Consider the following 24,998-nt stretch of genomic DNA (forward strand, 5'->3'; position numbering starts at 1 on the left):
TGTGGTCGGCGCACTACAATAGACGCTTCATAACGCAGCGAGGCACGCATGGATTGGCAATTCTGGATCGACCGTGGTGGTACGTTCACCGATATCGTGGCGCGCGCGCCGGATGGCCGGTTGCGTACCTTGAAGCTGCTGTCGGAGAATCCCGAACATTATGCCGACGCCGCCATCGCCGGCATCCGCCAGTTGATGGGCGTGGCCAAGGGCAAGCCGATTCCGGTGGCGCAGATCGGCGCCGTCAAGATGGGCACCACGGTGGCCACCAACGCGCTGCTGGAGCGCAAGGGCGAACCGACCGCGCTGGCGATCACGCGCGGCTTCCGCGACGCCCTGCGCATCGCTTACCAGAACCGGCCGCGCCTGTTCGACCGCCATATCGTGCTGCCCGAGCTGCTGTACAGCCATGTGATCGAGATCGATGAGCGCATGGGCGCCCATGGCGACACGGTGCACGAACTGGACATGGCCAGCGCGCGCGCCGGTCTGGCCGAGGCATACGACCAGGGTTTGCGCTCGCTGGCGATCGTGTTCATGCACGGCTACCGTTATCACGCGCATGAAACCCGCGTGGCCGACATGGCGCGCGAGATGGGCTACACGCAAGTTTCGGTCTCGCACGAGATCAGCCCGCTGATGAAGCTGGTCGCACGCGGCGACACCACGGTGGTGGACGCCTATCTCTCGCCCATCCTGCGCCGCTATGTCGACCAGGTGGCGGCCGAACTGCCGGGCGTGAACCTGCAATTCATGCAGTCGAACGGCGGACTGACCGACGCGCGCGCTTTCCAGGGCAAGGATTCCATCCTCAGCGGCCCGGCCGGCGGCATTGTCGGCATGGTGCGCGCCAGCAAGCTGGCCGGCTTCGACAAGGTGATCGGCTTCGACATGGGCGGCACCTCCACCGACGTGTCGCATTACTCGGGCGAGTTCGAGCGCGTGTTCGAGACCCAGGTGGCCGGCGTGCGCATGCGCGCGCCGATGATGAGCATCCACACGGTGGCGGCCGGCGGCGGCTCCATCCTGCATTTCGACGGCAGCCGCTACCGCGTCGGCCCGGACAGCGCGGGCGCCAATCCCGGCCCGGCCAGCTATCGCCGCGGCGGTCCGCTGGCGGTCACCGACTGCAACGTCATGCTCGGCAAGATTCAGCCTGAGCATTTCCCGCAGCTGTTCGGCGCCGACGGCAAGCAGCCGCTGGATGCGGCCGCGGTGCGCGAACGCTTCGCTGTCATGGCCGACGAAATCGCGGCCGCCACCGGCAAGACGGTGTTGCCGGAGCAGGTGGCCGAAGGCTTCCTCGACATCGCGGTCGGCAACATGGCGAATGCGATCAAGCAGATTTCGGTGCAGCGTGGCCACGACGTGACCGAATACGCGTTGACCAGCTTCGGCGGCGCCGGCGGCCAGCACGCCTGCCTGGTGGCCGACGCGCTGGGCATGAAGACGGTGTTCGTTCACTCGCTGGCCGGGGTGATGTCGGCCTATGGCATGGGTCTGGCCGACCAGACCGCGATGCGCGAGGCGGCGGTGGAAATCCGCCTCGGCGTGGACAGCCTGGCCGACCTGCGCGCGCGCCTGCACGCGCTGGGCCGCCAGGCACGCGCCGACCTGCACCATCAGCAGGTGGAAGACGCGCGCATCGCGCTGGTCGAACGCGTGCATCTGCGCTACGAGGGCACCGACACGGCGCTGATGGTGCTGTTCGATACGCCCGACAGCATGCAGCAGCAGTTCGAAGCGGCCTACCGCAAGCGCTATTCCTTCCTGATGCCGGCGCGCGCGCTGATCGTCGAGGCGGTGTCGGTGGAAGCCATCGGCCGTTCCGACGCGCCGGCCGAATCGGTGGAGCCGGCCGCGCGCCGCATGTCCAACCTGATGCCGCAGGCGGTGGTGCCGATGTACAGCGGCGGCAAGTGGTGCCAGACCAGCCTGTATCAGCGCTCGGCCACGCGCATCGGCGACATCGTCAAGGGGCCGGCCATCATTGCCGAGGCCAACGCCACCACCATCGTCGAAGCGGGCTGGCAGGCCGAGGTGACCATGCACGATCACCTGGTGCTGCGCCGCGTGGCCGCGCTGCCGGAGCGGCGCGCCATCGGCACCTCGGCCGATCCGGTGATGCTGGAAATCTTCAACAACCTGTTCATGTCGATCGCCGAGCAGATGGGGCTGCGGCTGCAGAACACCGCCTACTCGGTCAACATCAAGGAGCGGCTGGATTTCAGCTGCGCCATCTTCGACGCCGACGGCAACCTGATCGCCAATGCGCCGCACATGCCGGTGCACCTGGGCTCGATGGGCGAGAGCATCAAGACGGTGATGCGCGAGAACGCCGGCAAGATGCGCGCCGGCGATGTGTTCATGCTCAACGATCCCTACAACGGCGGCACCCACTTGCCGGACGTGACCGTGATCACGCCGGTGTTCGATGAGGCCGGCGCGCACATCCTGTTTTACGTCGGCTCGCGCGGCCACCATGCCGATATCGGCGGCACCACGCCGGGGTCGATGCCGCCCGATTCGCGCGTGATCGAGGAAGAGGGCGTGCTGATCAATAATTTCAAGCTGGTCGATGGCGGCCGGTTGCGCGAGGCCGAAACGCGGGCGCTGCTGTCCGCTGCGCGTTATCCGGCGCGCAATCCGGAGCAGAATATGGCCGACCTGCGCGCGCAGATCGCCGCCAACCAGAAAGGCGTCGACGAGTTGCGCAAGATGGTGGCGCACTTCGGGCTGGACGTGGTGCGGGCTTACATGGGCCACGTGCAGGACAATGCCGAGGAGGCGGTGCGGCGTGTGATCAGCGCGCTGAAGGACGGCACGTTCACGCTGCCGCTCGACAATGGCGCACAGATCCGGGTGGCGGTGCGCGTCGATCGCGCGGCACGCAGCGCGCAGATCGATTTCAGCGGCACCTCGGCGCAGCTGGACAACAACTTCAACGCGCCATCGGCGGTGTGCATGGCGGCGGTGCTGTACGTGTTCCGCACGCTGGTCGACGACGAGATTCCGCTGAATGCCGGCTGCCTCAAGCCGCTGAAGGTGATGATTCCTCCCGGCTCGATGCTGAATCCGCACTATCCGGCCTCGGTCGTCTCGGGCAATGTGGAGACGTCGACCTGCATCACCAACGCGCTGTATGGCGCGCTGGGCGTGATGGCGGCGGCGCAGGGCACCATGAACAATTTCACCTTCGGGAATGCCAGGTACCAGTATTACGAAACCATCAGCGGCGGCTCGGGCGCCGGCGACGGCTTCGACGGCACATCGGTGGTGCAGACCAATATGACCAACTCGCGCCTGACCGATCCGGAAATCCTCGAATTCCGCTTCCCGGTGCGTCTGGACAGCTACGAGATCCGGGGCGGCAGCGGCGGCGCGGGGCGCTGGCACGGCGGCAATGGCGGCGTGCGCAAGGTGCGCTTCCTGGAGACCATGACGGCGGCCATCCTGTCCAACAACCGTATCTACGCGCCGTTCGGCATGGCCGGCGGCGCGCCGGGCGCGCTGGGACGCAACCGCGTGCAGCGCGCCGACGGCAGCATCGAACAACTCGGCCACATCGGCAAGACCGAGATGCAGCCGGGCGACGTGTTCATCATCGAAACGCCGGGCGGTGGCGGCTACGGCGTCGCCGGCGAGGGCGCCACGTAGTACCTCGGGTAGCGCCATGCGCTACTCCGGCGTGACGGCTTGTCCTCTGCCGCGCCGTCGGCATACAGTCGGGTTTTCGACAGGCGAGAAGGGGACAAGATGCGCAGCTTACTGAGGATTTTTCAGTCTCGCAATTCGTCGCGCGCCGCGATCGTGTCGGCCTTCCTGCTGTGTGGTTTGTATTTTGCGTCGTGGTACATCATCACCCACTGCCTCAACCTCGGCTGGATCGCCTTTTAACCATGGTCAGACATCTGTTGCCCGCGCTATGCCTGGCGCTTCCCCTGAGCTGCTGGTCGCAAACCGAGGCGCCGATGCCGGCTGCCGCCGCCAGCGAGGCGGCGCCCGAGACCATCCTGCTGGTCGGCCAGCGTCCCGGCCCCGGTTTGTGGAAGGTCAGCAAAGGCGACCACGTGCTGTGGGTGTTCGGCATGTACGCGCCGCTGCCGGAGAAAATGGAGTGGCGCTCGCAGCAGGTGGAAGCCATCGTGGCGCAATCGCAGGAATTCCTGCTGCCGCCCGGCGCGCACGCCAATATCGGTTTCTGGCGCGGGCTGACGCTGCTGCCTGGTCTGATCGGCGTAAAGAAGAATCCCGACGGTGCGACCCTGCGCGATATTTTACCGGCCGACGTCTACGCGCGATGGCAGCCGCTGAAAGCCCGGTATCTTGGCAAGGATGACGGCATCGAGCGCGAACGGCCCATCTTTGCCGCCCAGACCCTGTATCAGGCCGGCTTGAAGCAGGCGGGACTCACCAACAGCGGCGCCGTGCGCGCCAAGGTGGACGCGATCGTCAGGCAGCACAAGGTCAAGACCACCGAGACGGCGATCAAGCTGGATATCGACAACGCTGCCAGGGCGCTCAGCGATTTCAAGAAGTCGGCGCTGGCCGATACCGCCTGTTTCGACAAGACGCTGGCGCGGCTGGAAACCGACATCGAGGCCATGCGCGTGCGCGCCAATGCCTGGGCCAAGGGCGATATCGCGGCCATCCGGCAGCTGAGCTACCCCGATCAGGACAGCGCCTGCGACGATGCCGTCCTCGGCGCCGACTTTGTCAAAAACCAGCCGGGCTGGCAGAACGTGAAACAGCGTGCGCAGGATGCCTGGCTGGCCGCGGCCGAACGCTCCATCGGCAGCAACGACACCAGCTTTGCCATCCTCGGCCTGGCCGAGATCCTGGGCCCGGGCGGTTATCTGACTGCGCTGCAGGCGCGCGGCTACCAGGTCGACAGCCCGGAGTGACGCGAGCGCCAGCCTAGGCGCTACGGCGGAAAGGAACGATAATAGCGGCTGTATCAATTTTGAGCGCTATTGGAATTCTCATGGAAATTAAGGTCAACTTTCTGGACAAGCTGCGTCTGGAAGCCAAGTTCGACGACTTCACGGTGATCGCCGACCAGCCCATCCGCTATAAGGGCGACGGCTCCGCCCCCGGTCCATTCGATTATTTTCTGGCTTCGTCCGCCCTGTGCGCGGCGTACTTCGTCAAGTTGTATTGCAATACCCGCAATATTCCAACCGAGAATATCCGCCTGTCGCAGAATAATATTGTCGATCCTGAAAACCGCTACCAGCAGATTTTCAAGATCCAGGTCGAGCTGCCCGAGGATATTTCCGAGAAGGATCGCCAGGGCATCCTGCGCTCGATCGACCGCTGCACGGTAAAAAAAGTGGTGCAGGCCGGTCCGGAATTCATCATCGAAGAAGTGGCGAATCTGGACGCCGACGCCCAGGCCCTGCTGACCCTGAACCCGGACGCCGACGCGCGCACCTACATCCTCGGCAAGGATCTGCCGCTGGAGCAGACCATCGCCAACATGTCGGGCGTGCTGGCCGACCTGGGCATCAAGATTGAAATCGCCTCGTGGCGCAATATCGTGCCGAACGTGTGGTCGCTGCATATCCGCGATGCGCATTCGCCGATGTGCTTCACCAACGGCAAGGGCGCGAGCAAGGAAAGCGCGCTGGCCTCGGCGCTGGGCGAGTATATCGAGCGCCTGAACAACAACCACTTCTACGCCGGCGTGTTCTGGGGCGAGGACATCGCCAACGCGCCATTCGTGCATTATCCAGACGAGCGCTGGTTCAAGCCGGGCCGCAAGGATGCGTTGCCGCCGGAGATCCTCGACCCGTACTGCCTCGCCATCTACGATCCGGATGGCGAACTGCGCGGTTCCCACCTGTACGACACCAATTCGGGCAACGTCCAGCGCGGTATCTGTTCGCTGCCCTACGTGCGGCAATCGGATGGCGAGACGGTGTATTTCCCGTCCAATCTGGTGGAGAACCTGTACGCCAGCAATGGCATGAGCGCCGGCAATACCTTGGCGGAAGCGCAGGTGCAATGCCTGTCGGAGATTTTCGAACGCGCCGTCAAGCGCGAAATCCTGGAGGGCGAACTGGCGCTGCCGGACGTGCCGCAGGAGGTACTGGCCAAATATCCCGGCATCGTCGCCGGCATCCGCGGCCTGAAGGAGCAGGGCTTTCCGGTACTGGTCAAGGATGCGTCGCTGGGCGGGCAGTATCCGGTGATGTGCGTGACGCTGATGAATCCGCGCACCGGCGGCGTGTTCGCCTCGTTCGGCGCCCATCCGAGCCTGGAAGTGGCGCTGGAGCGCAGCCTGACCGAGCTGCTGCAGGGGCGCAGCTTCGAAGGACTGAACGATCTGCCGCCGCCTACCTTCGTCAGCAACGCCGTCACCGAGCCGAATAACTTCGTCGAACATTTCATCGATTCCAGCGGCATCGTGTCGTGGCGCTTCTTCAGCGCCAGGGCCGATTACGACTTCGTCGAGTGGGACTTCACCGGCCAGGGCGAGAACGCCAACGCCGAGGAAGCCGCCACCCTGTTCGGCATTCTCGCCGACCTGGGCAAGGAAGCCTATGTGGCGGTCTACCAGGACCTGGGCGCCACCGCCTGCCGTATCCTGGTGCCGGGCTATTCGGAAGTGTATCCGGTGGAAGACCTGATCTGGGATAACACCAACAAGGCGCTGCTGTTCCGCCAGGACATCCTGAATCTGCACCGCCTCGACGACGCCGCGCTGGAAGCCCTGCTGGAACGCCTGGAAAACAACGAACTGGACGAATACTCCGACATCGCCACGCTGATCGGCATCGAGTTCGACGAGAACACCGACTGGGGCCAGTTGACGGTGCTGGAACTGAAGCTGCTGATCAACCTCGCCCTGCAGCAGTTTGAAGACGCGCATGAACTGGTGGGCGCCTTCCTCCAGTACAACGACAACACGGTGGAGCGGCGCCTGTTCTATCAGGCCATGGATGCCGCGCTGGAGGTGGAGCTGGCGGACGATCTGGACATGGAAGATTACGAGGTCAATTTCCGCCGCATGTTTGGCGACGCGCGCATGGACGCGGTACTGGGTTCGCTGAACGGCAGCGTGCGTTTCCACGGCCTGACGCCCACCAGCATGCAGCTCGAAGGGCTGGACCGCCATCATCGCCTGATCGACAGCTACCGCAAGCTGCATACGGCGCGCGCCAGGGCGGCTGCGCGCTGACCCGCTTCAGGCCGTCGCGGAGATGCCGTACTTGCGCTGGGTGTGATGGTAGTGCGCGGTCAGCGCTTCCAGCGACGGATGGCCGGGATCGATGCGGCGCATGCGCTCCAGCAGGAACTGGCATTGCTCGGCCAGCGGCGCCTCCCAGCCCAGGTCGTCCAGCTGCTTGAGCATGGCCGACGCCGCGGCCGGCAACAGCGCCATGTTGGCCGGCGCCTTGCGCAGGCCGGCGTTCAGCGTGTCCACCGCCGCGCGCAGGTCGCCATGGGTGCGTTGCTCGGCCGCGTGGGCGAGCAGTTCGTCCACCTGCACCCTGATCTGCTCGCCCATGCCTTGCGCCAGATCGTGGCGGCCGGCCTTCTCGAACACTTCCACCGCTTCGTCCATGGAGACGCCGCTGTCGGTGTCGTTCATCAGGTTCAGCATCAGGTCCGACGCCTGCTGGTCCAGCTTCACCGCCAGGCAGCTGTGCACCAGGCTGATTTTCAGCCCGGTCGACAGGCCGCGCGTGGCGGCGATGGTATTGACGGCCGAGGTCAGCTCTGTAGCGGCGGCGGTCATGTTGCCGTTCAGTTCCTGCACCATGCCGGAGGCGATGGCGCGACAGGCGTCCACGTTCGGCCCGCTGCGCAGCGAACGTTCCATGTCGCGGATGACGCCGCTGGCCTGGTTGGCGTCGCCTTTCTTCACCAGCGTGCGCACCAGGCGTACGTGGTCTTCCGGGTCGCGGAATTCGGAATATCTGGCCTTGGCCACCACCTGTTTAAACGCCTTCTCGGCGGCGCCGACGTCGCCGGTTTCAAACGCCACTTCGCCCAAATGGCGCAGGCGGCGCACCATGTGCGGCGAAATCGCCACCGCGTCTTCCAGCACCTTCTTGGCTGCTTCGTACTGGCCCTGGGCCTGCAGCGTGCGCGCCAGCAGGTCGTAGGCGGCCATGAAGCGGTTGTTCTGCGCCAGCAGCAGGTCCAGCGCTTCCTGCGCCTCCGGGTACTTTTGCAGGCCGAAGCGGCAGCGCGCCAGGCCCAGATGTGCCCATGCGATGGGCCGCGTCATGAGGATCCACTGGTAGACCATCTCGGCCTCGGCCAGCTCCTGTTGGTCGAACAGCAGTTCGGCGCGCAGGCGGGCGAAGTCGATGGCGTAGCGCGGCGTGCGTTCTTCCAGCGCCTTGCATTCGGCGATGGCCTTGCGCACATTGCCCATTTCGATCAGATGGTACACCGGCAGGAACACGTCGCGCCGTTCGACCGCGCGGCGGATGCGCTGGAGCAGGGCGTCGACGGTGAACGGCTTGAGCACGTAATCGGTCGGCGTCAGTTCGGCGGCGCCGATCACCTTGCCGTAGTCGCCCTCCGAGGTGATCATGATGAAGATGGTCCACGGCGAAATCAGTTTATGGTGCCGCAGGTCTTCCAGCAGTTGCTGGCCATCCTGGCCATTGTTGTCGCCGCTGCCGTTGCCAAGGTCGTACTCGCACAAAATGATGTCGAACGGCTTCTTGGTCAGCTGGCGGATGGCCGTGCCCGAGCTGACCGCATAATCGATCTTGCTGATTGACGACTGGCTGAGCATGTTGTGCAGGTTGCCGCGCATGCCCGGGTTGGGGTCGACGATCAGCACCGACAAGTCGCTATATTCTGCCATTGTTACGCTTCCACGCTAAGATTTGCTCAGCATACTCCAAGGCAAATGAAAATACCGTTTTTTGCCCGTGGCAGAGGGCGTTTGTGGGGTAAACTGGCCGAAAATGTTGCTTCTGAGGCAGCTTTTGCTTGTCGTTACCACTATATGACGGGACTGATAGCGGGTATAATGCGCGCAAAGGAAAATCCGCAAGACCGAATTCATAGCATCTCGTGCCTCATTCCCCTTTAAACCGCAGCCTAGCTGCATCAACCATCTCCCAACCATGCTGATTCTGCCGGGCTCCAATGCCCTGTCCGCATTCCGCAGCCAACGCCTGTTGAACCAACTGCAAGCTGTGCTGCCATCGGTTGCCGCCGTCCAGGCGCGCTATGTCCACTTTGTCGAGGCTGCCCAGCCGCTGTCCGCCGATGACACCAGCCGCCTGCAAGGCTTGCTGACCTACGGCGAGCCTGCGCACGCCGACAATACCGAAGGCGTGGCCGAAGAGTTCTTCGTCATCCCGCGTTTCGGCACCATCTCGCCGTGGGCGTCGAAGGCCACCGACATCGTGCACAACTGCGGCATGGGCCACATCAAGCGCGTCGAGCGTGGCGTGGCATACCGCATCAACCTGAAGACCGGCATTCTGGGCACGTCGATCGGCGGCGCCAAGAAGCTGAGCGAGGAAGAAGTGCAGGCTGTCGTCGCGCTGCTGCACGACCGCATGACCGAATCGGTGCTGCGCTCGGCCGACGAAGCTGCCGGCCTGTTCCGCGAACTGGAGGCCCGTCCGCTGGAAAGCGTGGACGTGATCGGCAGCGGCAAGGCCGCGCTGGACAAGGCGAATACCGACCTCGGCCTGGCCATGTCGGAAGATGAGATCGAATACCTGGACAACGCCTTCACCAAGGCCGGCCGCAACCCGACCGACGTCGAACTGATGATGTTCGCCCAGGCCAATTCCGAGCACTGCCGCCACAAGATCTTCAACGCCGACTGGACCATCGACGGCGTGGCGCAGCCGAAGTCGCTGTTCGGCATGATCAAGAATACCCACATCCTGCAGCCCAAGGGTACCGTGGTCGCCTACAGCGACAACTCGTCCATCATGGAAGGCGCGGAAGTGATGCGTTTCTTCCCGCAGTCGGGCAGCCAGGAATACGCGCCGACCACCGAACTGACCCATACCCTGATGAAGGTGGAAACCCACAACCACCCGACCGCGATTTCGCCGTTCCCGGGCGCCTCCACTGGCGCCGGCGGTGAAATCCGCGACGAGGGCGCGACCGGCCGCGGCGCAAAGCCGAAAGCCGGCCTGACCGGCTTCACCGTCTCCAACCTGCTGCTGCCGGGCGCCGTGCGCGCCTGGGAGAGCGACGCGGTGGTGACCGCACCGGCGGCCGAATACCGCGACAGCGGCACGCCGTACGGCAAGCCGGAACGCATCGCCTCGCCGCTGCAGATCATGATCGACGGCCCGCTGGGCGGCGCCGCGTTCAGCAACGAATTCGGCCGTCCGGTGCTGGGCGGTTACTTCCGCACCTACGAGCAGAACATCGGCAAGCAGTTCGCTGGCGCGCATGACACCGTGTTCGGCTACCACAAGCCGATCATGATTGCCGGCGGTATCGGCAACATCTCGGCGCAGCATACGCACAAGAATGACATCCCCGTCGGCAGCCTGCTGGTGCAGCTGGGCGGACCCGGAATGCGCATCGGCATGGGCGGTTCGGCCGCCTCGTCGATGGCGACCGGCACCAATACCGCCGACCTGGACTTCGACTCGGTCCAGCGCGGCAATCCGGAAATGGAACGCCGTGCGCAGGAAGTGATCAACGGCTGCTGGCAGCTGGGGCCGAAGAACCCGATCATTTCCATCCACGATGTGGGCGCCGGCGGCTTGTCCAACGCCTTCCCGGAAATCACCAACGACGCCAAGCGCGGCGCGATCTTCGATCTGCGCAAGATTCCGCTGGAAGAAAGCGGCATGGCGCCGAAGGAAATCTGGTCCAACGAATCGCAGGAACGTTATGTGCTGGCGATCGCGCCGGAAGACCTGCCGGTATTCCAGGCCATCTGCGAACGCGAGCGCAGCCCGTTCGCCGTGGTCGGCACCGCCACGGAAGAACGCCAGCTGAAACTGATCGACCGCGATTTGGGCAACGAGCCGGTCGACATGCCGATGGAAGTCCTGCTGGGCAAGCCGCCAAAAATGCAGCGCGACGTGCACCATGTGCAGAACGACTTCCCGGCCATCGACCTGACCGGCGTCGACCTGGAAGAAGCCGCGCAGCGCGTGCTGCTGCTGCCGACCGTGGGCGACAAATCGTTCCTGATCACCATCGGCGACCGCACCGTGGGCGGCATGTCCGTGCGCGACCAGATGGTCGGTCCGTGGCAGGTGCCGGTGGCCGATTGCGCCGTCACCGCCATGAGCTTCGAAGGCTACAAGGGCGAGGCGATGGCCATGGGCGAACGCACGCCGGTGGCCGTGATCGACGCCGCCGCCTCGGGCCGCATGGCCGTGGCGGAAGCCATCACCAACCTGGCCGCCGCGCCGATCGCGGACATCTCCGACATCAAGCTGTCGGCCAACTGGATGGCCGCCTGCGGCCAGCCGGGCCAGGACGCGGCGCTGTACGACACCGTCAAGGCGGTCGGCATGGAACTGTGTCCGGCGCTGGGCATCAGCATCCCGGTGGGCAAGGATTCGCTGTCCATGCGCACAACATGGAAAGAAAGCGGGAAAGATGGCGATGTCGCCAAGGCTGTGCTGTCGCCGGTCTCGCTGATCGTCTCCTCGTTCGCACCGGTGTACGACGTGCGCAAGGCGCTGACGCCGCAGCTGCGCACCGACCTGGGCGATACTGCGCTGATCCTGATCGACCTGGGCCGCGGCAAGAACCGCATGGGCGCCTCGGCGCTGGCGCAAGTCATGGGCCAGCTGGGCAACAGCGTGCCGGACGTCGACAATCCGGAAGACCTGAAAGCCTTCTTCGCCGCCATCCAGCAACTGAACAAGGATGGCAAGCTGCTGGCCTACCATGACCGTTCGGACGGCGGCCTGTACGGCACGCTGACCGAGATGGCGTTTGCCGGCCGCGCCGGCCTGTCGGTCAACCTCGACATCCTGACGCTGGAAGACGGCCACGGCGCCGACCAGGGCGACGCCAAGAACTGGGCCACCCAGATCGGCGAGCGCCGCAACGACCAGACCCTGCGCGCGTTGTTTTCGGAAGAACTGGGCGCCGTGATCCAGGTGCGCGCCGACGAAAAATCGGCCGTGATGGACGTGCTGCGCTCGTTCAACCTGGGCGCTTGCAGCCACATCATCGGCAAGCTGAACGACCGTGGCGTGATCGAATTCACCCGCGACGCCAAGGTCATCTATCAGCAGCCGCGCTCGGCGCTGCACCGTTTGTGGAGCGAAACCAGCTGGCGCATCGCCCGCCTGCGTGACAACCCGGCCTGCGCCGACGCCGAATACGACCGTCTGCTGGACGAACAGGACCCGGGCATCACGCCGAAAGTCACGTTCGACCTGAGCGAGAATGTCGCTGCGCCGTTCCTGGCCACCGGCGTGCGTCCGCGTGTCGCCATCCTGCGCGAGCAGGGCGTCAACTCGCACATCGAGACCGCCTACGTGATGCACCAGGCCGGCTTCACCGCCGTCGATGTCCACATGAGCGACCTGATCGCCGGCCGCGCCAGGCTGGACGACTTCCAGGGTGTGATCGCCGTGGGCGGCTTCTCGTACGGCGACGTGCTGGGCGCGGGCGAAGGCTGGGCCAAGACCATCCTGTTCAACAACGCCCTGTCCGACCAGTTCGCCAAATTCTTCGCCCGCCAGGACACCTTCGGCCTTGGCGTGTGCAACGGCTGCCAGATGATGAGCAACCTGAAACCGCTGATTCCGGGCGCGCAGGCGTGGCCGAAGTTCACCACCAACAAATCGGAGAAATTCGAGGCGCGCTTCTCGATGGTGGAAGTGCTGGACTCGCCGTCGATCTTCTTCCAGGGCATGGCCGGCACCCAGACGCCGATCGCCATCGCTCACGGCGAAGGCTATGCCGACTTCACGCAGACCGGCAACATCGGCGAAGCGATTGCCGCCATGCGCTTCATCGACAACCGTGGCGCCGCAACCGAAGTGTATCCGTACAACCCGAACGGCTCGCCACAAGGGTTGACCGCGGTGACCACGCCGGACGGCCGCTTCACCGTCATGATGCCGCACGCCGAGCGCGTCTTCCGCACGGTGCAACACTCGTGGGCGCCGGACGCCTGGCCCGAAGAATCGCCTTGGATGCGCATGTTCCGCAACGCCCGTAAATTCATCGGCTAAATAAGCCGAGCTCATCAGTCGGGGTCAGAGCCGACATTCGGACATTGGATAGCAAGCGATCCAATGTCCGAATGTCGGCTCTGACCCCGAATTCATAGGTGTTTGTTTGCTTCGCGGTAGGTGAGCGGTGCGAGGCGGGTTTTATTATGCAGCGTGAATGCGCGTATCGTTTCCGGTGCGTGGCGAGCGTAATCTCTTAATGCCCAGCCGATCGCTTTTTGAATAAAGAATTCTTTTTCGTGTGCGCAGTACAGTGCATAGGCGAATAATCGCTGCTCGTCGGTTTTATCGCGCCAGCCTAACTGATGCAGGATGGCAATGCGGCGGACCCACATATTCTCGTGTTTTAATGCGTCGTCCATGAACTCGTGGTCATGCCTTAAAACATCGCCGATAATGCCGGCCAAGGCATCGACGGTATCCCACCATGATTTATCTTGCGCCAGCACCAGCAGGGCGGCAATATCGGCAGGCTTTAATTCTTTCCAATGCAATGCCAATAAATCCAGCGCGATATATTGATATTCGCGTTCCGGTAAGCGCCAGAGCTCACGCGCGTATTCAAGTAATCGCTGTGCGCCGATACCTTTGAATGTTTTCAGCAGCGGCTTGGCGGCGGCGCGCCGCTGCGGTGTACCGATGCCAAGATAATCGAACTGGTTGCGCATGTAGGCGCGCATGCCCGCTGCGCGCCCGGGGTCCGTCAATGGGGCGAGCAGGGCGTTCAGTTCGGCAAGAAAGGCTGGCTTCATGCTGGTTTCTGGCTTGTTTGGACTGGTTTCTGGCATACGCGGGACATAAAAAAAGCGCCTGCTGACAGGCGCTTCTCTCTGGCAGTGGTCCTGATTACTGGACTTTGGCCTTCTTGGTCAGTTCTTCGCGGTAGGCGACGATCTTGCGCTGTTGCAGCACTTCAGCGATCTGGCCCTTGACTTCGTCCATCGACGGCAGTTTGGTTGGACGCGATTCTTCCAGCTTGATCACGTGGTAGCCGAATTCGGTTTTTACCGGAGTCTGGGTGATTTCACCGTTTTTCAGGGCCACCATGGCATCGGCGAAAGGCTTCACCAGTTTGCCAGGGGTCATCCAGCCGAGGTCGCCGCCATTATTGGCCGAACCGTCCTTCGATACCTTGGCCAGTTCTTCGAATTTACCGCCGGCTTTCAGTTTGGCGATAATATCCTTGGCTTCCTGTTCGGTGGCCACCAGAATATGACGCGAGTGATATTCGGTCGGGCCGACAGAGGCTTTATATTTGTCGTATTCCGCCTTGATTTCAGCGTCCGACACCGGATTCTTTTTCACATAATCAGCCAGCATGGCGTTGATGATAATGCTTTGACGGGCATTGTCGATCGCGGCGGTGACTTCCGGCTTTTTGCCATAACCCTGTTTATCCGCTTCCTGCAGCAATACTTCGCGGCCGATCAATTCTTTCTTGACCATTTCGCGCAGCTGCGGCGAATCAGGTTGCTGGCCTTGGGCAACAACTTGCTTGACCATCTGGTCGACCTTGGAGGCAGGAATCGCCTTGCCATTCACGGTCGCGGCGTTTTGAGCAAATGCAGGGGCTGCCGCAACGGCGATCATTGCTAACAACAGGCGGGCTGGCTTCAACATCATTGTTTAAATCCTATATAAAAAAGCGTACAAGGGACGCATGATACCAACGCTGAATCAAAAACGGCGCCCCGCAGGGCGCCGCCTTTCATAACATTACTGCACTTTTGCCTTCTTGACCAGTTCTTCTTGGTAGGCCTGCAGTTTTTTCTGGGTCAGCGATTCCGCCACTTGCGGCTTCACTTCTTCCAGGGTCGGCAGCTTGGCCGGACGGATGTCGTCGACCTTGATCACGTGGAAGCCGTTCGGGGTCTGCACCGGCTTTTCGGTCACCTGGCCTTTTTGCAGCGAGGTGAACGCCTGCGCGAACACTGGCGGGAAGGCCGATGGCGATGCCCAGTCCAGATCGCCGCCGTTGGCAGCCGAACCGGTGTCCTTCGATTGCTTGGCCAGGTCTTCGAACTTGGCGCCGCCCTTGATCTTGGCGATCACGTCGTTGGCTTCAGCTTCGGTGCCCAGCAGGATGTGGCGCACATGGTATTCCTTGTCGCCAGCCTGGGCGACGAAACGGTCGTATTCCGCCTTGATGTCGGCGTCCGAAACCGGGTTCTTCTTGACGTAGTCGGCGATCAGGGCGTTGACGATGATGGCCTGACGGGCGTTCTCGAGCGCGGTCTTGACGTCGGCGTTCTTGCCGTAACCTTGCTTTTCCGCTTCCTGCATCATCACTTCGCGGCCGATCAGATCTTTCTTGATCAGTTCGCGCAGCTGCGGCGAATCCGGCTGCTGGCCTTGAGCGACGACTTGCTTGACGATGGCATCCACGCGCGAGGTCGGGATCGCCTTGCCGTTAACCACGGCAACGTTTTGCGCAAAAGCTGGTACTGCGACAACGAGGAGTGCAATCAGCAACTTGGCTGGCTTGAAGGTCATTATTAATTCCTGTAAAGGGAAAGTTTTAGCGAAATTGCCTGGAGGAGGAGTGCGGACTGTTTGAGGTCTTTATCGTTAATTATGAAAGCCGACAGCGGCCACTCCACCGCCAAGCGCTACATCATACTTCGGACGGAGCCAATGCGGTAATGGCCAATGCATGAATTTCTTTATGCATCATATCGTGCACGGAATCATACACGAGTCGATGTCTTGTGACGAGTTTAAGACCTTCGAAATGTAACGAAACAATTCTGACATTGTAGTGCCCGCCGCCGGAGGCCGCGCCGGCGTGACCGGCGTGGGCGGCGGAGTCGTCTTCCAGCACCAGTTCCTGCGGCTGCAACGTGTCTTCAAAGCGCGCGCGCATGCGCTCCAGGCGGGTATCTTGAATCTGGTTCATGCCTGGTCCTTGATGTGGCGCGACAAATAAATCGTTTGCGCAACGATAAACACAAACATGATGCCGGTCGAGCCGAATGCCTTAAAGCTGACCCAGGCGTCGGTATTCCCTTTAAACAGTACAAACGCCAGATACCAGTTCAGCGCGCCCATAAAGGCAAAGAAAATCACCCACACCATATTCAAACGGCCCCAGATCGGCTCCGGCAGGTCGATGATTTCCTGCATGGATTTGCGCATCAGGTTTTTTTTGAACAGCAGATCGCTGAACAGCAATACCGCCGCAAACAGCCAGTACACGATACTGAGCTTCCATTTGATGAAATCTTCATCGTGCAGGTAAATCGTCAAGCCGCCGAAGACCACGAACATGGCCAGCGACACCCACAGCACCCCGTCGACCTTGCGCCCGCGCAGCTTGATCCAGGCAATCTGCGCCATCGTGGCCAGGATACCGACCAGCGTGGCGATCACGATGGGCGACTGTTCCGCGGTCACCGAGCCGCCGGAAATCATGCCGCTCATGTGGGTGTTGATGAAGTGCTGGGCGGCGTCGGCGTTCCAGCCGGCCAGCTTGTAGGACGCGAAGAACAGCAGTACCGGGATCAGGTCGAACAGAAATTTCATGGTGGTTTATTGGTCTTGTGAGTCGAATCGCAGCGAAGCCGAGTTGATGCAATAGCGCAGGCCGGTCGGCGGGGGGCCGTCCGGGAACACGTGGCCCAGGTGGGCATCGCACACGGCGCAGATGATCTCCGTACGCAGCATACCATGCGAACGGTCGACTTTTTCGATCACGTTGGCCGGATCGATCGGTTCGAAATAGCTCGGCCAGCCGCAGCCCGAATCGAACTTGGCGTCGGAGCGGAACAGCGGCGTATTGCAGCACACGCAGGTGTAGACGCCGGCTTCGTGGTGATCCCAGAATTTGCCGGTGAAGGCGCGTTCGGTGGCGGCGTGGCGGGTGACTTGGTATTCCATCGGGTCCAATTGGGCGCGCCATTCGGCGTCGGATTTCGCAACTTTATTGCTCATGGCTTAATACTTTCTTAAGAAGAACAGCTAACTTCCAGATGGCTTGCCCAGTCGGGCGGCAAGGCGGCGTACTGCTCGTGCTCGGGCTGTTCGTCGTAGGGGCGCTGCAATACCTTCAGCAGGCGCTCCACCTCGGAAAAGTCCTTGTTTTGCGCTTTCTCGATGGCGACTTGGGCCAGATAGTTACGCAGCACATATTTGGGGTTGACATTGTTCATTGCAACTTGACGCGCCGCATCGTCGCTGTGTTCGGCGCGCAGGCGCGTGCGGTAGCGCTCGGCCCAGGCGTCAAACGCCGGACGGTCGATGAACAGGTCGCGCAAGGGCTGGTCGCCGCCGGCGTCGGCCGCGTGCAAGCCGCTCAGGCGGCGGAAAAACTGGGTGAAATCGACGCCCGGCAAAATGGCGAACAGATCGTCGAACAGCGCGCGGTCGGCGTCGAACTGCTCGTCCAGCATGGCCAGACCCAGCTTGGCATGCAAGAGTTCATCCATCCTGGCGGCGAATTCGGGCTGGTAGACGTCCAGCGCCGCCTGCGTCGCCTCGACTTCGCCGATCAGCGGCAGCAGCGCCTGCGCCAGCGCGTAGCAGTTCCAGTGGCCGATCTGCGGCTGGTTGGCGTAGGAGTAGCGGCCCTGCTGATCGGTGTGATTGCAGATGTGGTTGGCGTCGAAGGCTTCCATGAAGCCGTAAGGGCCATAATCGAGCGTCAGGCCCAGGATCGACATGTTATCGGTGTTCATCACGCCGTGCATGAAGCCGACCGCCTGCCATTGGGCGATCATGTGCGCGGTGCGGCGCGTGACTTCTTCTATCAGGGCGGCGTAAGGATTGTCGGCCGCGCGCAACGCCGGATAAAACCGGTCGATGACGTAGTCGGCCAGGATCTTGAGCTCATCGTTTTTCTTGCGGTAGAACCAGTGCTCGAACGAGCCGAAACGCACGAAGGAGGGCGCCATGCGCACCACCACCGCCGAGGTCTCGATGGTTTCGCGCACCACGCCCTGGTCCGAGCCGGCGACCGACAGCGCGCGCGAGGTCGGAATGCCCAGCGCATGCATGGCTTCCGAGCACAGGAATTCACGGATCGACGAGCGCAGCACGGCACGGCCGTCGCCCATGCGCGAGTAGGGCGTCAGGCCCGCGCCTTTCCATTGCAGTTCCAATGGGCCGGCGGCGGTGGCGACATCGCCGAACAGAATGGCGCGGCCGTCGCCCAGCTGGCCGGCCCAGACGCCGAATTGGTGGCCCGAATACACGGCGGCCAGCGGCTGCGCCCGCTCCGGCGCGGCGTTGGCGATCAGGATATCGAGGCTGGCGGCGACCTGGTCCGGCGTCAGTCCGATCAGCTCGGCTGCCGGGGCGCTGACCGCCACCAGATAGGGCGCGGGCAGCGGCGTCGGCATCAGCCGGGTATAAAAAGCAGGCGGCAGGGACGCGAAGGAATTGTCCAGCGGCAGTTTGGCGGCAGTAATGATGTGATCCTCAGAGTAGTTCAGGCGGATTTTACCGCAGGCGCGGGTGCTGCATCGCAGCATCGAAATCCATTGACGCTGCGGCTGCCGGCCACCCACACTGGTTGATATAGAAACATTGCTTCAGGAGACAATATGTACCCTCAAAGTCCGCTCATGGGCCAGATGATGGATCAGCCCCTGCTGATTTCCGGCATCCTCGAATTCGCCGCCCGCCATTACGCCAACAGCGAGATCGTCTCGCAGCGCGTCGAAGGCGACCTGCACCGTTACACTTTCCGCGACTGCGCCGCGCGCGTGCGGCAGCTGGCCAACGTGTTGCAGGCGCTGGGTGTGCGCATGGGCGAGCGCGTCGCCACGCTGGCCTGGAACGGCTATCGTCATCTGGAAGCCTACTATGCCGTGTCCGGCAGCGGCGCCGTGCTGCACACGATTAACCCGCGCCTCCATCCCGAGCAGCTGGCCTACATCTGCAACCATGCGGAAGACCAGTATCTGCTGTTCGATTTCTGCTTCCTGCCGCTGATCGAAGCCATCGCGCCGCACTGCAAGTCGGTCAAGGGCTGGATACTGCTGGGCGCGGCCGATCGCATGCCGGCGGACAGCAAGATCGCCAACCTGCTGTGTTACGAAGACCTGCTGGCCGCGCAGCCGACGGAATATGCGTGGCCGGTATTCGATGAAAACTTGGCCGCCACACTGTGTTACACATCGGGCACCACCGGCAATCCGAAAGGCGCGCTGTACTCGCACCGCTCGACCGTGCTGCATGCCTACGCCTCGGCCCTGCCCAACGTGCTGAACGTGTCGTCGCGCGACGTGGTGATGCCGGTCGTGCCGATGTTCCACGTCAATGCCTGGGGTTTGCCATACTCGGTACCGCTGTCGGGGGCGAAAATGGTGTTCCCCGGCGCTGCGCTGGACGGCAAATCGGTGTACGAGCTGATGGAAAAAGAGCGGGTGAGTTTCTCGGCCGGCGTGCCGACCGTCTGGCTGGGCCTGATCAACTACGCCAAGCAGCACGGTCTGAAGTTCTCGACCTTCCGCCGCACCGTGATCGGTGGTTCGGCCTGTCCGCCGGCCATGATGAATACGCTGATCGACGACTTCGAGGTGGAAGTGATCCACGGCTGGGGCATGACCGAAATGTCGCCGCTCGGCACCACCGGCGGCCTGCTGGCCAGGCACCTGGAGCTGCCGAAGCAGGAACAGCGCAAGATCCTGCAGAAGCAGGGCCATGCCATCTACGGCGTCGACATGAAGATCGTCGACGAGCTGGGACGGGAACTGCCGTGGGATGGCGTCAGTGCCGGCGATTTGCTGGTGCGCGGCCCGTGGATCATCAAGCGCTACTTCAGGGACGAGGGCGGCGACGTGCTGCAGGACGGCTGGTTCCCGACCGGCGATGTGGCCACCATCGACGCGGACGGCTTCATGCAGATCACCGACCGCGCCAAGGATGTGATCAAGTCGGGCGGCGAGTGGATCGGCACGATCGACCTGGAAAACATCGCCATGTCGCATCCGGCGGTGATGCAGGCGGCCTGCATCGGCGTGTTCCACCCCAAGTGGGACGAGCGGCCGCTGCTGGTGGTGGTGCCCCGTCCCGGCCAGACGCTGACGCGCGAGGAGCTGCTGGCCCATTTCGATGGCAAGGTGGCGAAATGGTGGCTGCCCGACGACGTGGTGTTCGCCGACGCGCTGCCCGTCGGCGGCACCGGCAAGATCCAGAAAAACCGGCTGCGCGAACAATACCGCGACTACCGCCTGCCCACCGCCTGACCCCGCGCTCCCGGCGCTCCCGGCGCCGCAGCCCCGCCGTCTGGCGGGGCTGTTTGATTTTAGCTATCGATAATCAATTACTTCACAAATAAATTTATTTGCATTCAGCAACTATTCGCGTATGATGTTGCTCTGCAGCATCAATTGGCCATCCGGCCGTCCAGGCGCGTCCTCCCAGCCGATCCAGGCTGCGGCGATAGTCTTATCCGTAACGCTCCCGGTCCACCAACAGAACGAGAACTTCCATGTTTAAGAACATATCTATCCGCACGCGGCTGATCGCCACCATGTCGTTATTGGGCGCACTCATCCTGGGCATCGGCGGCGTCGGCATCTACGGCGTCGGCACGGTCAACCACGCGTTGAAGGATGTCTATTCGAACCAGCTGGCGTCAGCGATCATGCTGGGCGAATCCAAGAACTTCCTCAGCCGCGCGCGCTTCACCATCGACCGCGGCGTGTTCCATCCCGATGCCGCCGATCTGGAAAAGACCCTGAGCCGTGCCGACGACTTCATCGCCAGCGCCGACAAGTCCTGGCAACGCTATCTGGCGCTGCCGATGGCTGACGATGAAAAAGCGCTGGCGCGGGAGCTGGACGCCAGCCGCGCCGCGTATGTCGGCGCGCTGCGGGCGCTGATGAGTGCGCTGCGCGACAAGGACGCCGAGCGCATCGAAGCGCTGTCGATGAAAAAGCTGACCGCGCAATATGGCGGTTTTGACGCGGCCGTCAACAAGCTGGAAGATTACCAGATGCATGTGGCCGAAGAGCACTATAACGACAGCCAGTCGTTCTTCCTCAGCTTCCGCAACGGATTCATCCTCGCTATCCTGGCCGGCGCGGCGCTGATCGCGTTTTCCAGCATCCGTCTGCTGACGGCCATCCTGCGTCCGCTGCGGCATGCGCTGGGCCACTTCGATCAGATTGCCTCGGGTAATCTGGCCAACCACATCCTGCCCGAACGCGACGATGAAATGGGCAGCCTGATGAAGGGCCTGAGCAGGATGCAGGACCAGATGTCGAATACCGTCAGCACCATCCGCAGCGGCAGCACGGCGATTGCCACCGCCAGCGCGGAAATCGCCTCGGGCAATCTGGACTTGTCGCGCCGCACCGAAAACCAGGCGGCGGCGCTGGAAGAGACCGCCTCCTCGCTGGAAGAACTGACCTCCACCGTACGTCAGAACGCCGACAACGCCCGCCAGGCCAATCAGCTGGCGCTGAGCGCGCAGGACGTGGCCGGGCGTGGCGGCCAGCTGGTATCGCAGGTGGTCGATACCATGGGCACCATCAACAGCTCGTCGCGCAAGATTGCCGACATCACCGGCGTGATCGATGGCATCGCGTTCCAGACCAATATCCTGGCACTGAACGCGGCGGTGGAAGCCGCGCGCGCCGGCGAGCAGGGCCGCGGATTCGCCGTGGTGGCGACCGAGGTGCGCAATCTGGCGCAGCGCTCGGCCGCCGCGGCCAAGGAAATCAAGGAACTGATCACGGCCTCGGTGGAGCACGTCGACGCCGGCACCGCGCTGGTCGACAAGGCCGGCGCCACCATGGACGAGATCGTCAGCAGCGTGGAGCGCGTCACCAGCATCATGTCCGACATCATGATCGCCGGCGAGGAGCAGAGTGAAGGCATCAACCAGATCAATCACGCCATCGTCGCGATGGACGAAGTGACCCAGCAGAACGCGGCCCTGGTCGAAGAGGCGGCTGCCGCCGCCAATGCGATGCAGGAACAGGCCGTCCAGCTGGAAGACATGGTCGCCACCTTCAAGCTGGACGCGCAGGCCGCGCGTCCAGGCGCCGTCGGCCGTGCGGCCCTGCGCCGCCCGGCACTGGCCCTGGCCCGGTAACCGGGTCAGCACGCCGGCGCGGCGGAGGGCGACGGCGCGCTATTTTCTCGCGCCCACGTGCACGGCCAGCGGCAGTTCCGGCAACCAGAACAGCATCAATAGCCCCAGCCCCACCAGCACGGTGCCGGCGCCGAAGATGGTCGCGATCGCATGGCGGTACAGCGCGGCATTGGCCGTCTGACCGTGCAGCTGCTGCGCCAGGATCGCGCCCGAGCCGGTCACACCGATCAGGCCGCCCAGCGAACGGAAGAAGCCCAGCATGGCGGTGCCGACGCCGCGCCGCATGGCGGGCAGGGCGTTCTGCACCGCCATCGTCATGTTGGGCATCACCAGGCCCAGCCCCATGCCCAGCACGAAGATGGCCGGCTCCAGCACGCCATAGCCGGCCCGCGCGGCAATGCCCCAGGCCAGCGCGCCGAACGACAGGGTGGCCAGCGCCAGCCCGACGATCTGCGCCGGTTTGTACCGTCCGTGCGACTTCATCAGCACCCGGCCGTTGAAGCTGGAGGACAGCACCAATCCCACCATCATCGGCATCGTCAGCAGGCCCGAGCTGGCCGGACTGGCGCCCATCACCATCTGGAACAGCAGCGGGAAGAACACGCTGGAACCCATCATGCCGACAAACGTCAGCGCCAGCACCACACTGGCGACGTTGAACACGCGGTTGTCGAACAGATCGGGCGGCAGCACCGGCTCCGGCGCGCGGCGTACATGCCACAGCAACGCGACGGTCAGTGCGATGGCGAGCGCGGCCAGGTAGCGCACCTGGGCGCCGTCCCACGGCCACTCCGTGCCGCCCAGCGCCAGCACCAGCAGGGCCGTCGTGACGGCGCCGGTCAGCAGCAGCGAGCCGAGATAATCGATCTTGTGCGCGCGGTGCGGACGGTCGTCAAGCATGTGCTTGCTGATGACATACAGCGCCACGGCGCCGACCGGCAGATTGATATAGAAGATCGAATGCCAGCCCAGCGCATCGGTCATCAGCCCGCCCAGCACCGGGCCCAGCACGGAAGTCAGCGCATAGACCGCCGCGATGCTGCCCTGACGCTTGCCGCGTTCGGCCGGCGGCACCAGGTCGCCGATCACGATCTGCGCCAGCGGCATGAACCCGCCGGCGCCCAGGCCCTGGACGGCGCGGAAGGCGATCAGCTCGAACATGTTCTGCGCCAGCCCGCACAGGACCGAGCCGAGCAGGAACAGCATGATGGCCGCGTACAGCAGCGGTTTGCGGCCGTACTGGTCGCTGAGCTTGCCATACAGCGGCATGGTGGCGGTGGAGGCCAGGACATAGGCCGTCACCACCCACGACAAATGCGCCAGGCCGCCCAGCTCGGACACGATGCGCGGCAGCGCGGTCGAGACGATGCTCTGGTCGAGCGCCGCGAGGCCAATCATGATCACCAGGCCGAGGTAGATTTTGCGGATCTGCGCCGCGCTGGCGGGGGAATCAGTCATCGTCATTGCCGATCTCATGTAGATAAACCAGGGCATTGCGCAAGGCTTGCGCGCCTTCTGGCGGGAGTTGCGCCAGCTTGCGGGCCAGCCAGTCGCGGCGGCGGGCGCGGATGGCTTCCAGCACTGCCGTGCCGTGATCGGTGAGCAGCAAGCCGCTGCGGCGGCGGTCGTCCGGATCGGGCGCGTCGCGCCGCACCAGGTTCAACGCTTCCAGCGCCTTGACATGGCCGCTCATGGTCGGCCCGCGCAGCTTCTCCTGCCGCGCCAGCTCGGCCACGCCGATGCCCGGCTGAACGCTGATGGATGACAGCAGCAGCTTCTGCTGCAGGGTCAGGCCGGAAGGGTCGTTGTCGCTCTCCTGCCGTATGCGCCGGAACGCATGGTGCAGTGCCAGCCGCAATTCATCGGCCAGTTGGACCGCGTGTTGAGCGATATCGGTGGGCATAAATAAATATAGGTAGGCTACCTACCTATATTAATGCAATCTCTGCGGGCGCGCAACTCCGGGGGTCAGTTCTGCCAATCGCACACGGGCTCTACCGTAGCGGCCGCTACGGTAGAGCCCGTGTGCGATTGGCAGAACTGACCCCGAATGTTAGTTCTTGAGCGCGCCGAAGACTTTGCCGATCAGTTTGCTGCCGGTACCGATCGGGTCGGCGCGGATGGCTTTTTCTTCTTCGGCGATCATGGTGTATAGCCCGTCCAGCGCGCGCTGCGTGACGTAGCCTTCGACTGTGGCTTGTTCCTTCGGTATCACGCCCATCTTCGGCGCCAGGCCCATGACGGTGTTGTACTTGCCGGCCAGGCCGGAGCGGTCGGTGACTTTCTTGACCACGGGCAGGAACTGCAGCGCCAGCTTGTCCTGGGTTTTGGTGCGGAAGAAGTCGGTGACCGAGGTGTCGCCCCCGGTCAGGATGTTTTTGGCGTCGCTGATGGTCATCGACTTGACGGCGTCGATCAGCAGCGGCTTGGCCATCGGGACCGCGGCTTCGGCCGCATGGTTCATCTGCACCACCAGCTCGTCCAGCTGCTGGCCTTTGCCCGTCATTTTGAGGATCGGACGCACCTGCTCGAGGATCTTGGGCAGCGGGATGCGCACCTTGTCGTTGTTGAGGAAGCCGCCGTCGGCGCCGAGCTTGGCGACCGCCTGGTTCGAGCCGGTCTCCAGCGCGGCTTTCAGGCCGCCGGCAGCGTCTGCATTGCTCAGGTCGGAAAGGGAAATCGCCCAGGTGCTGGCGGCCAGCAGGCTCAACGGAATCAGCAGGGCGAGAAAACGGCGGCGGGGCAGCATAGCTATCTCCAGTGACAAAACCGGCGCTGGCCGGAATGGCGCCACTTTA

18 protein-coding genes are annotated in these 24,998 nt (G+C 63.2%); 7 read left to right on the plus strand and 11 right to left on the minus strand.

Annotated features, from left to right (window positions below; genetic code table 11):
• Positions 1–48: 48 nt before the first annotated feature.
• From E4L98_RS07655 to E4L98_RS07665, 4 genes are all read left to right on the plus strand, one after another.
• Complete coding sequence (locus E4L98_RS07655) at positions 49–3,657, plus strand: hydantoinase B/oxoprolinase family protein (RefSeq protein WP_135200970.1); 3,609 nt, start codon at positions 49–51, stop codon at positions 3,655–3,657.
• A gap of 99 nt (positions 3,658–3,756) precedes the next feature.
• The gene (locus E4L98_RS29965) at positions 3,757–3,897 is read left to right on the plus strand and encodes a hypothetical protein (protein ID WP_167761296.1); all 141 of its coding nucleotides are present in this window, start codon (positions 3,757–3,759) and stop codon (positions 3,895–3,897) included.
• Positions 3,898–3,899: 2 nt separating this feature from the next.
• Entirely contained in the window at positions 3,900–4,904 is a 1,005-nt protein-coding gene (locus E4L98_RS07660) for a TraB/GumN family protein (protein WP_135200971.1), read from the plus strand.
• Between the two features lie 80 nt (positions 4,905–4,984).
• The gene (locus E4L98_RS07665) at positions 4,985–7,183 is read left to right on the plus strand and encodes an OsmC domain/YcaO domain-containing protein (protein ID WP_135200972.1); all 2,199 of its coding nucleotides are present in this window, start codon (positions 4,985–4,987) and stop codon (positions 7,181–7,183) included.
• A 6-nt stretch (positions 7,184–7,189) separates the two neighbouring features.
• Here the strand turns inward: E4L98_RS07665 and E4L98_RS07670 are convergent, their stop codons facing one another.
• On the minus strand, positions 7,190–8,830 hold the full coding sequence (locus E4L98_RS07670) for a response regulator (RefSeq protein WP_135200973.1): 1,641 nt from the start codon (positions 8,828–8,830) through the stop codon (positions 7,190–7,192).
• 265 nt (positions 8,831–9,095) lie between these two features.
• On the opposite strand from E4L98_RS07670, the gene purL reads away from it, so the two are divergent.
• Complete coding sequence (gene purL / locus E4L98_RS07675) at positions 9,096–13,157, plus strand: phosphoribosylformylglycinamidine synthase (RefSeq protein ID WP_135200974.1); 4,062 nt, start codon at positions 9,096–9,098, stop codon at positions 13,155–13,157.
• A 92-nt stretch (positions 13,158–13,249) separates the two neighbouring features.
• On the opposite strand, the gene E4L98_RS07680 is transcribed toward purL, so the two are convergent.
• The 7 genes from E4L98_RS07680 to E4L98_RS07710 form a co-directional block, all read right to left on the minus strand.
• Complete coding sequence (locus E4L98_RS07680) at positions 13,250–13,909, minus strand: DNA alkylation repair protein (RefSeq protein WP_135200975.1); 660 nt, start codon at positions 13,907–13,909, stop codon at positions 13,250–13,252.
• Positions 13,910–14,003: 94 nt separating this feature from the next.
• Positions 14,004–14,780, minus strand: a complete 777-nt coding sequence (locus tag E4L98_RS07685; RefSeq protein ID WP_135200976.1) for a peptidylprolyl isomerase — start codon at positions 14,778–14,780, stop codon at positions 14,004–14,006.
• A 93-nt stretch (positions 14,781–14,873) separates the two neighbouring features.
• Entirely contained in the window at positions 14,874–15,650 is a 777-nt protein-coding gene (locus tag E4L98_RS07690) for a peptidylprolyl isomerase (RefSeq protein WP_135200977.1), read from the minus strand.
• Between the two features lie 121 nt (positions 15,651–15,771).
• On the minus strand, positions 15,772–16,053 hold the full coding sequence (locus E4L98_RS07695; protein WP_135200978.1) for a BolA family protein: 282 nt from the start codon (positions 16,051–16,053) through the stop codon (positions 15,772–15,774).
• Positions 16,050–16,679: a septation protein A gene (locus tag E4L98_RS07700; RefSeq protein WP_135200979.1), complete on the minus strand. Its 630-nt coding sequence runs from the start codon at positions 16,677–16,679 to the stop codon at positions 16,050–16,052. Before E4L98_RS07700 ends, E4L98_RS07695 begins: the two co-directional genes overlap by 4 nt.
• Before the next feature lie 6 nt (positions 16,680–16,685).
• Complete coding sequence (gene msrB, locus E4L98_RS07705) at positions 16,686–17,087, minus strand: peptide-methionine (R)-S-oxide reductase MsrB (RefSeq protein WP_135200980.1); 402 nt, start codon at positions 17,085–17,087, stop codon at positions 16,686–16,688.
• Positions 17,088–17,101: 14 nt separating this feature from the next.
• A complete protein-coding gene (locus tag E4L98_RS07710) occupies positions 17,102–18,625 on the minus strand; it encodes a protein adenylyltransferase SelO (protein ID WP_135200981.1) in 1,524 nt (507 codons plus the stop codon).
• Positions 18,626–18,697: 72 nt separating this feature from the next.
• Here E4L98_RS07710 and E4L98_RS07715 point away from each other — a divergent pair, with 72 nt between their 5' ends.
• Both E4L98_RS07715 and E4L98_RS07720 read left to right on the plus strand, forming a co-directional pair.
• Positions 18,698–20,344 (plus strand): 3-(methylthio)propionyl-CoA ligase, encoded by a 1,647-nt coding sequence (locus tag E4L98_RS07715; protein ID WP_135200982.1) that lies wholly within the window; start codon positions 18,698–18,700, stop codon positions 20,342–20,344.
• A gap of 245 nt (positions 20,345–20,589) precedes the next feature.
• Positions 20,590–22,200: a methyl-accepting chemotaxis protein gene (locus tag E4L98_RS07720; protein WP_135200983.1), complete on the plus strand. Its 1,611-nt coding sequence runs from the start codon at positions 20,590–20,592 to the stop codon at positions 22,198–22,200.
• Between the two features lie 39 nt (positions 22,201–22,239).
• Here the strand turns inward: E4L98_RS07720 and E4L98_RS07725 are convergent, their stop codons facing one another.
• The 3 genes from E4L98_RS07725 to E4L98_RS07735 form a co-directional block, all read right to left on the minus strand.
• Entirely contained in the window at positions 22,240–23,658 is a 1,419-nt protein-coding gene (locus tag E4L98_RS07725; protein WP_229257305.1) for an MDR family MFS transporter, read from the minus strand.
• Positions 23,651–24,103 (minus strand): MarR family winged helix-turn-helix transcriptional regulator, encoded by a 453-nt coding sequence (locus E4L98_RS07730; protein ID WP_135200985.1) that lies wholly within the window; start codon positions 24,101–24,103, stop codon positions 23,651–23,653. The genes E4L98_RS07725 and E4L98_RS07730 overlap by 8 nt, the downstream gene beginning before the upstream one ends.
• Before the next feature lie 150 nt (positions 24,104–24,253).
• Entirely contained in the window at positions 24,254–24,949 is a 696-nt protein-coding gene (locus E4L98_RS07735; protein WP_135200986.1) for a DUF4197 domain-containing protein, read from the minus strand.
• Positions 24,950–24,998 lie beyond the last annotated feature (49 nt).

This window comes from Duganella callida (assembly GCF_004614165.1).
Classification (GTDB): Bacteria; Pseudomonadota; Gammaproteobacteria; order Burkholderiales; family Burkholderiaceae_D; genus Rugamonas; species Rugamonas callida.

Bases quoted from the DNA above. Each gene is read 5' to 3' on its own strand.
- E4L98_RS07655 (WP_135200970.1), top strand. From the start codon at position 49: ATGGATTGGCAATTCTGGATCGACCGTGGTGGTACGTTCACCGATATC.
- E4L98_RS29965 (WP_167761296.1), top strand. From the start codon at position 3,757: ATGCGCAGCTTACTGAGGATTTTTCAGTCTCGCAATTCGTCGCGCGCC.
- E4L98_RS07660 (WP_135200971.1), top strand. From the start codon at position 3,900: ATGGTCAGACATCTGTTGCCCGCGCTATGCCTGGCGCTTCCCCTGAGC.
- E4L98_RS07665 (WP_135200972.1), top strand. From the start codon at position 4,985: ATGGAAATTAAGGTCAACTTTCTGGACAAGCTGCGTCTGGAAGCCAAG.
- E4L98_RS07670 (WP_135200973.1), bottom strand. From the start codon at position 8,830: ATGGCAGAATATAGCGACTTGTCGGTGCTGATCGTCGACCCCAACCCG.
- purL (WP_135200974.1), top strand. From the start codon at position 9,096: ATGCTGATTCTGCCGGGCTCCAATGCCCTGTCCGCATTCCGCAGCCAA.
- E4L98_RS07680 (WP_135200975.1), bottom strand. From the start codon at position 13,909: ATGAAGCCAGCCTTTCTTGCCGAACTGAACGCCCTGCTCGCCCCATTG.
- E4L98_RS07685 (WP_135200976.1), bottom strand. From the start codon at position 14,780: ATGATGTTGAAGCCAGCCCGCCTGTTGTTAGCAATGATCGCCGTTGCG.
- E4L98_RS07690 (WP_135200977.1), bottom strand. From the start codon at position 15,650: ATGACCTTCAAGCCAGCCAAGTTGCTGATTGCACTCCTCGTTGTCGCA.
- E4L98_RS07695 (WP_135200978.1), bottom strand. From the start codon at position 16,053: ATGAACCAGATTCAAGATACCCGCCTGGAGCGCATGCGCGCGCGCTTT.
- E4L98_RS07700 (WP_135200979.1), bottom strand. From the start codon at position 16,679: ATGAAATTTCTGTTCGACCTGATCCCGGTACTGCTGTTCTTCGCGTCC.
- msrB (WP_135200980.1), bottom strand. From the start codon at position 17,087: ATGAGCAATAAAGTTGCGAAATCCGACGCCGAATGGCGCGCCCAATTG.
- E4L98_RS07710 (WP_135200981.1), bottom strand. From the start codon at position 18,625: ATGCTGCGATGCAGCACCCGCGCCTGCGGTAAAATCCGCCTGAACTAC.
- E4L98_RS07715 (WP_135200982.1), top strand. From the start codon at position 18,698: ATGTACCCTCAAAGTCCGCTCATGGGCCAGATGATGGATCAGCCCCTG.
- E4L98_RS07720 (WP_135200983.1), top strand. From the start codon at position 20,590: ATGTTTAAGAACATATCTATCCGCACGCGGCTGATCGCCACCATGTCG.
- E4L98_RS07725 (WP_229257305.1), bottom strand. From the start codon at position 23,658: ATGACTGATTCCCCCGCCAGCGCGGCGCAGATCCGCAAAATCTACCTC.
- E4L98_RS07730 (WP_135200985.1), bottom strand. From the start codon at position 24,103: ATGCCCACCGATATCGCTCAACACGCGGTCCAACTGGCCGATGAATTG.
- E4L98_RS07735 (WP_135200986.1), bottom strand. From the start codon at position 24,949: ATGCTGCCCCGCCGCCGTTTTCTCGCCCTGCTGATTCCGTTGAGCCTG.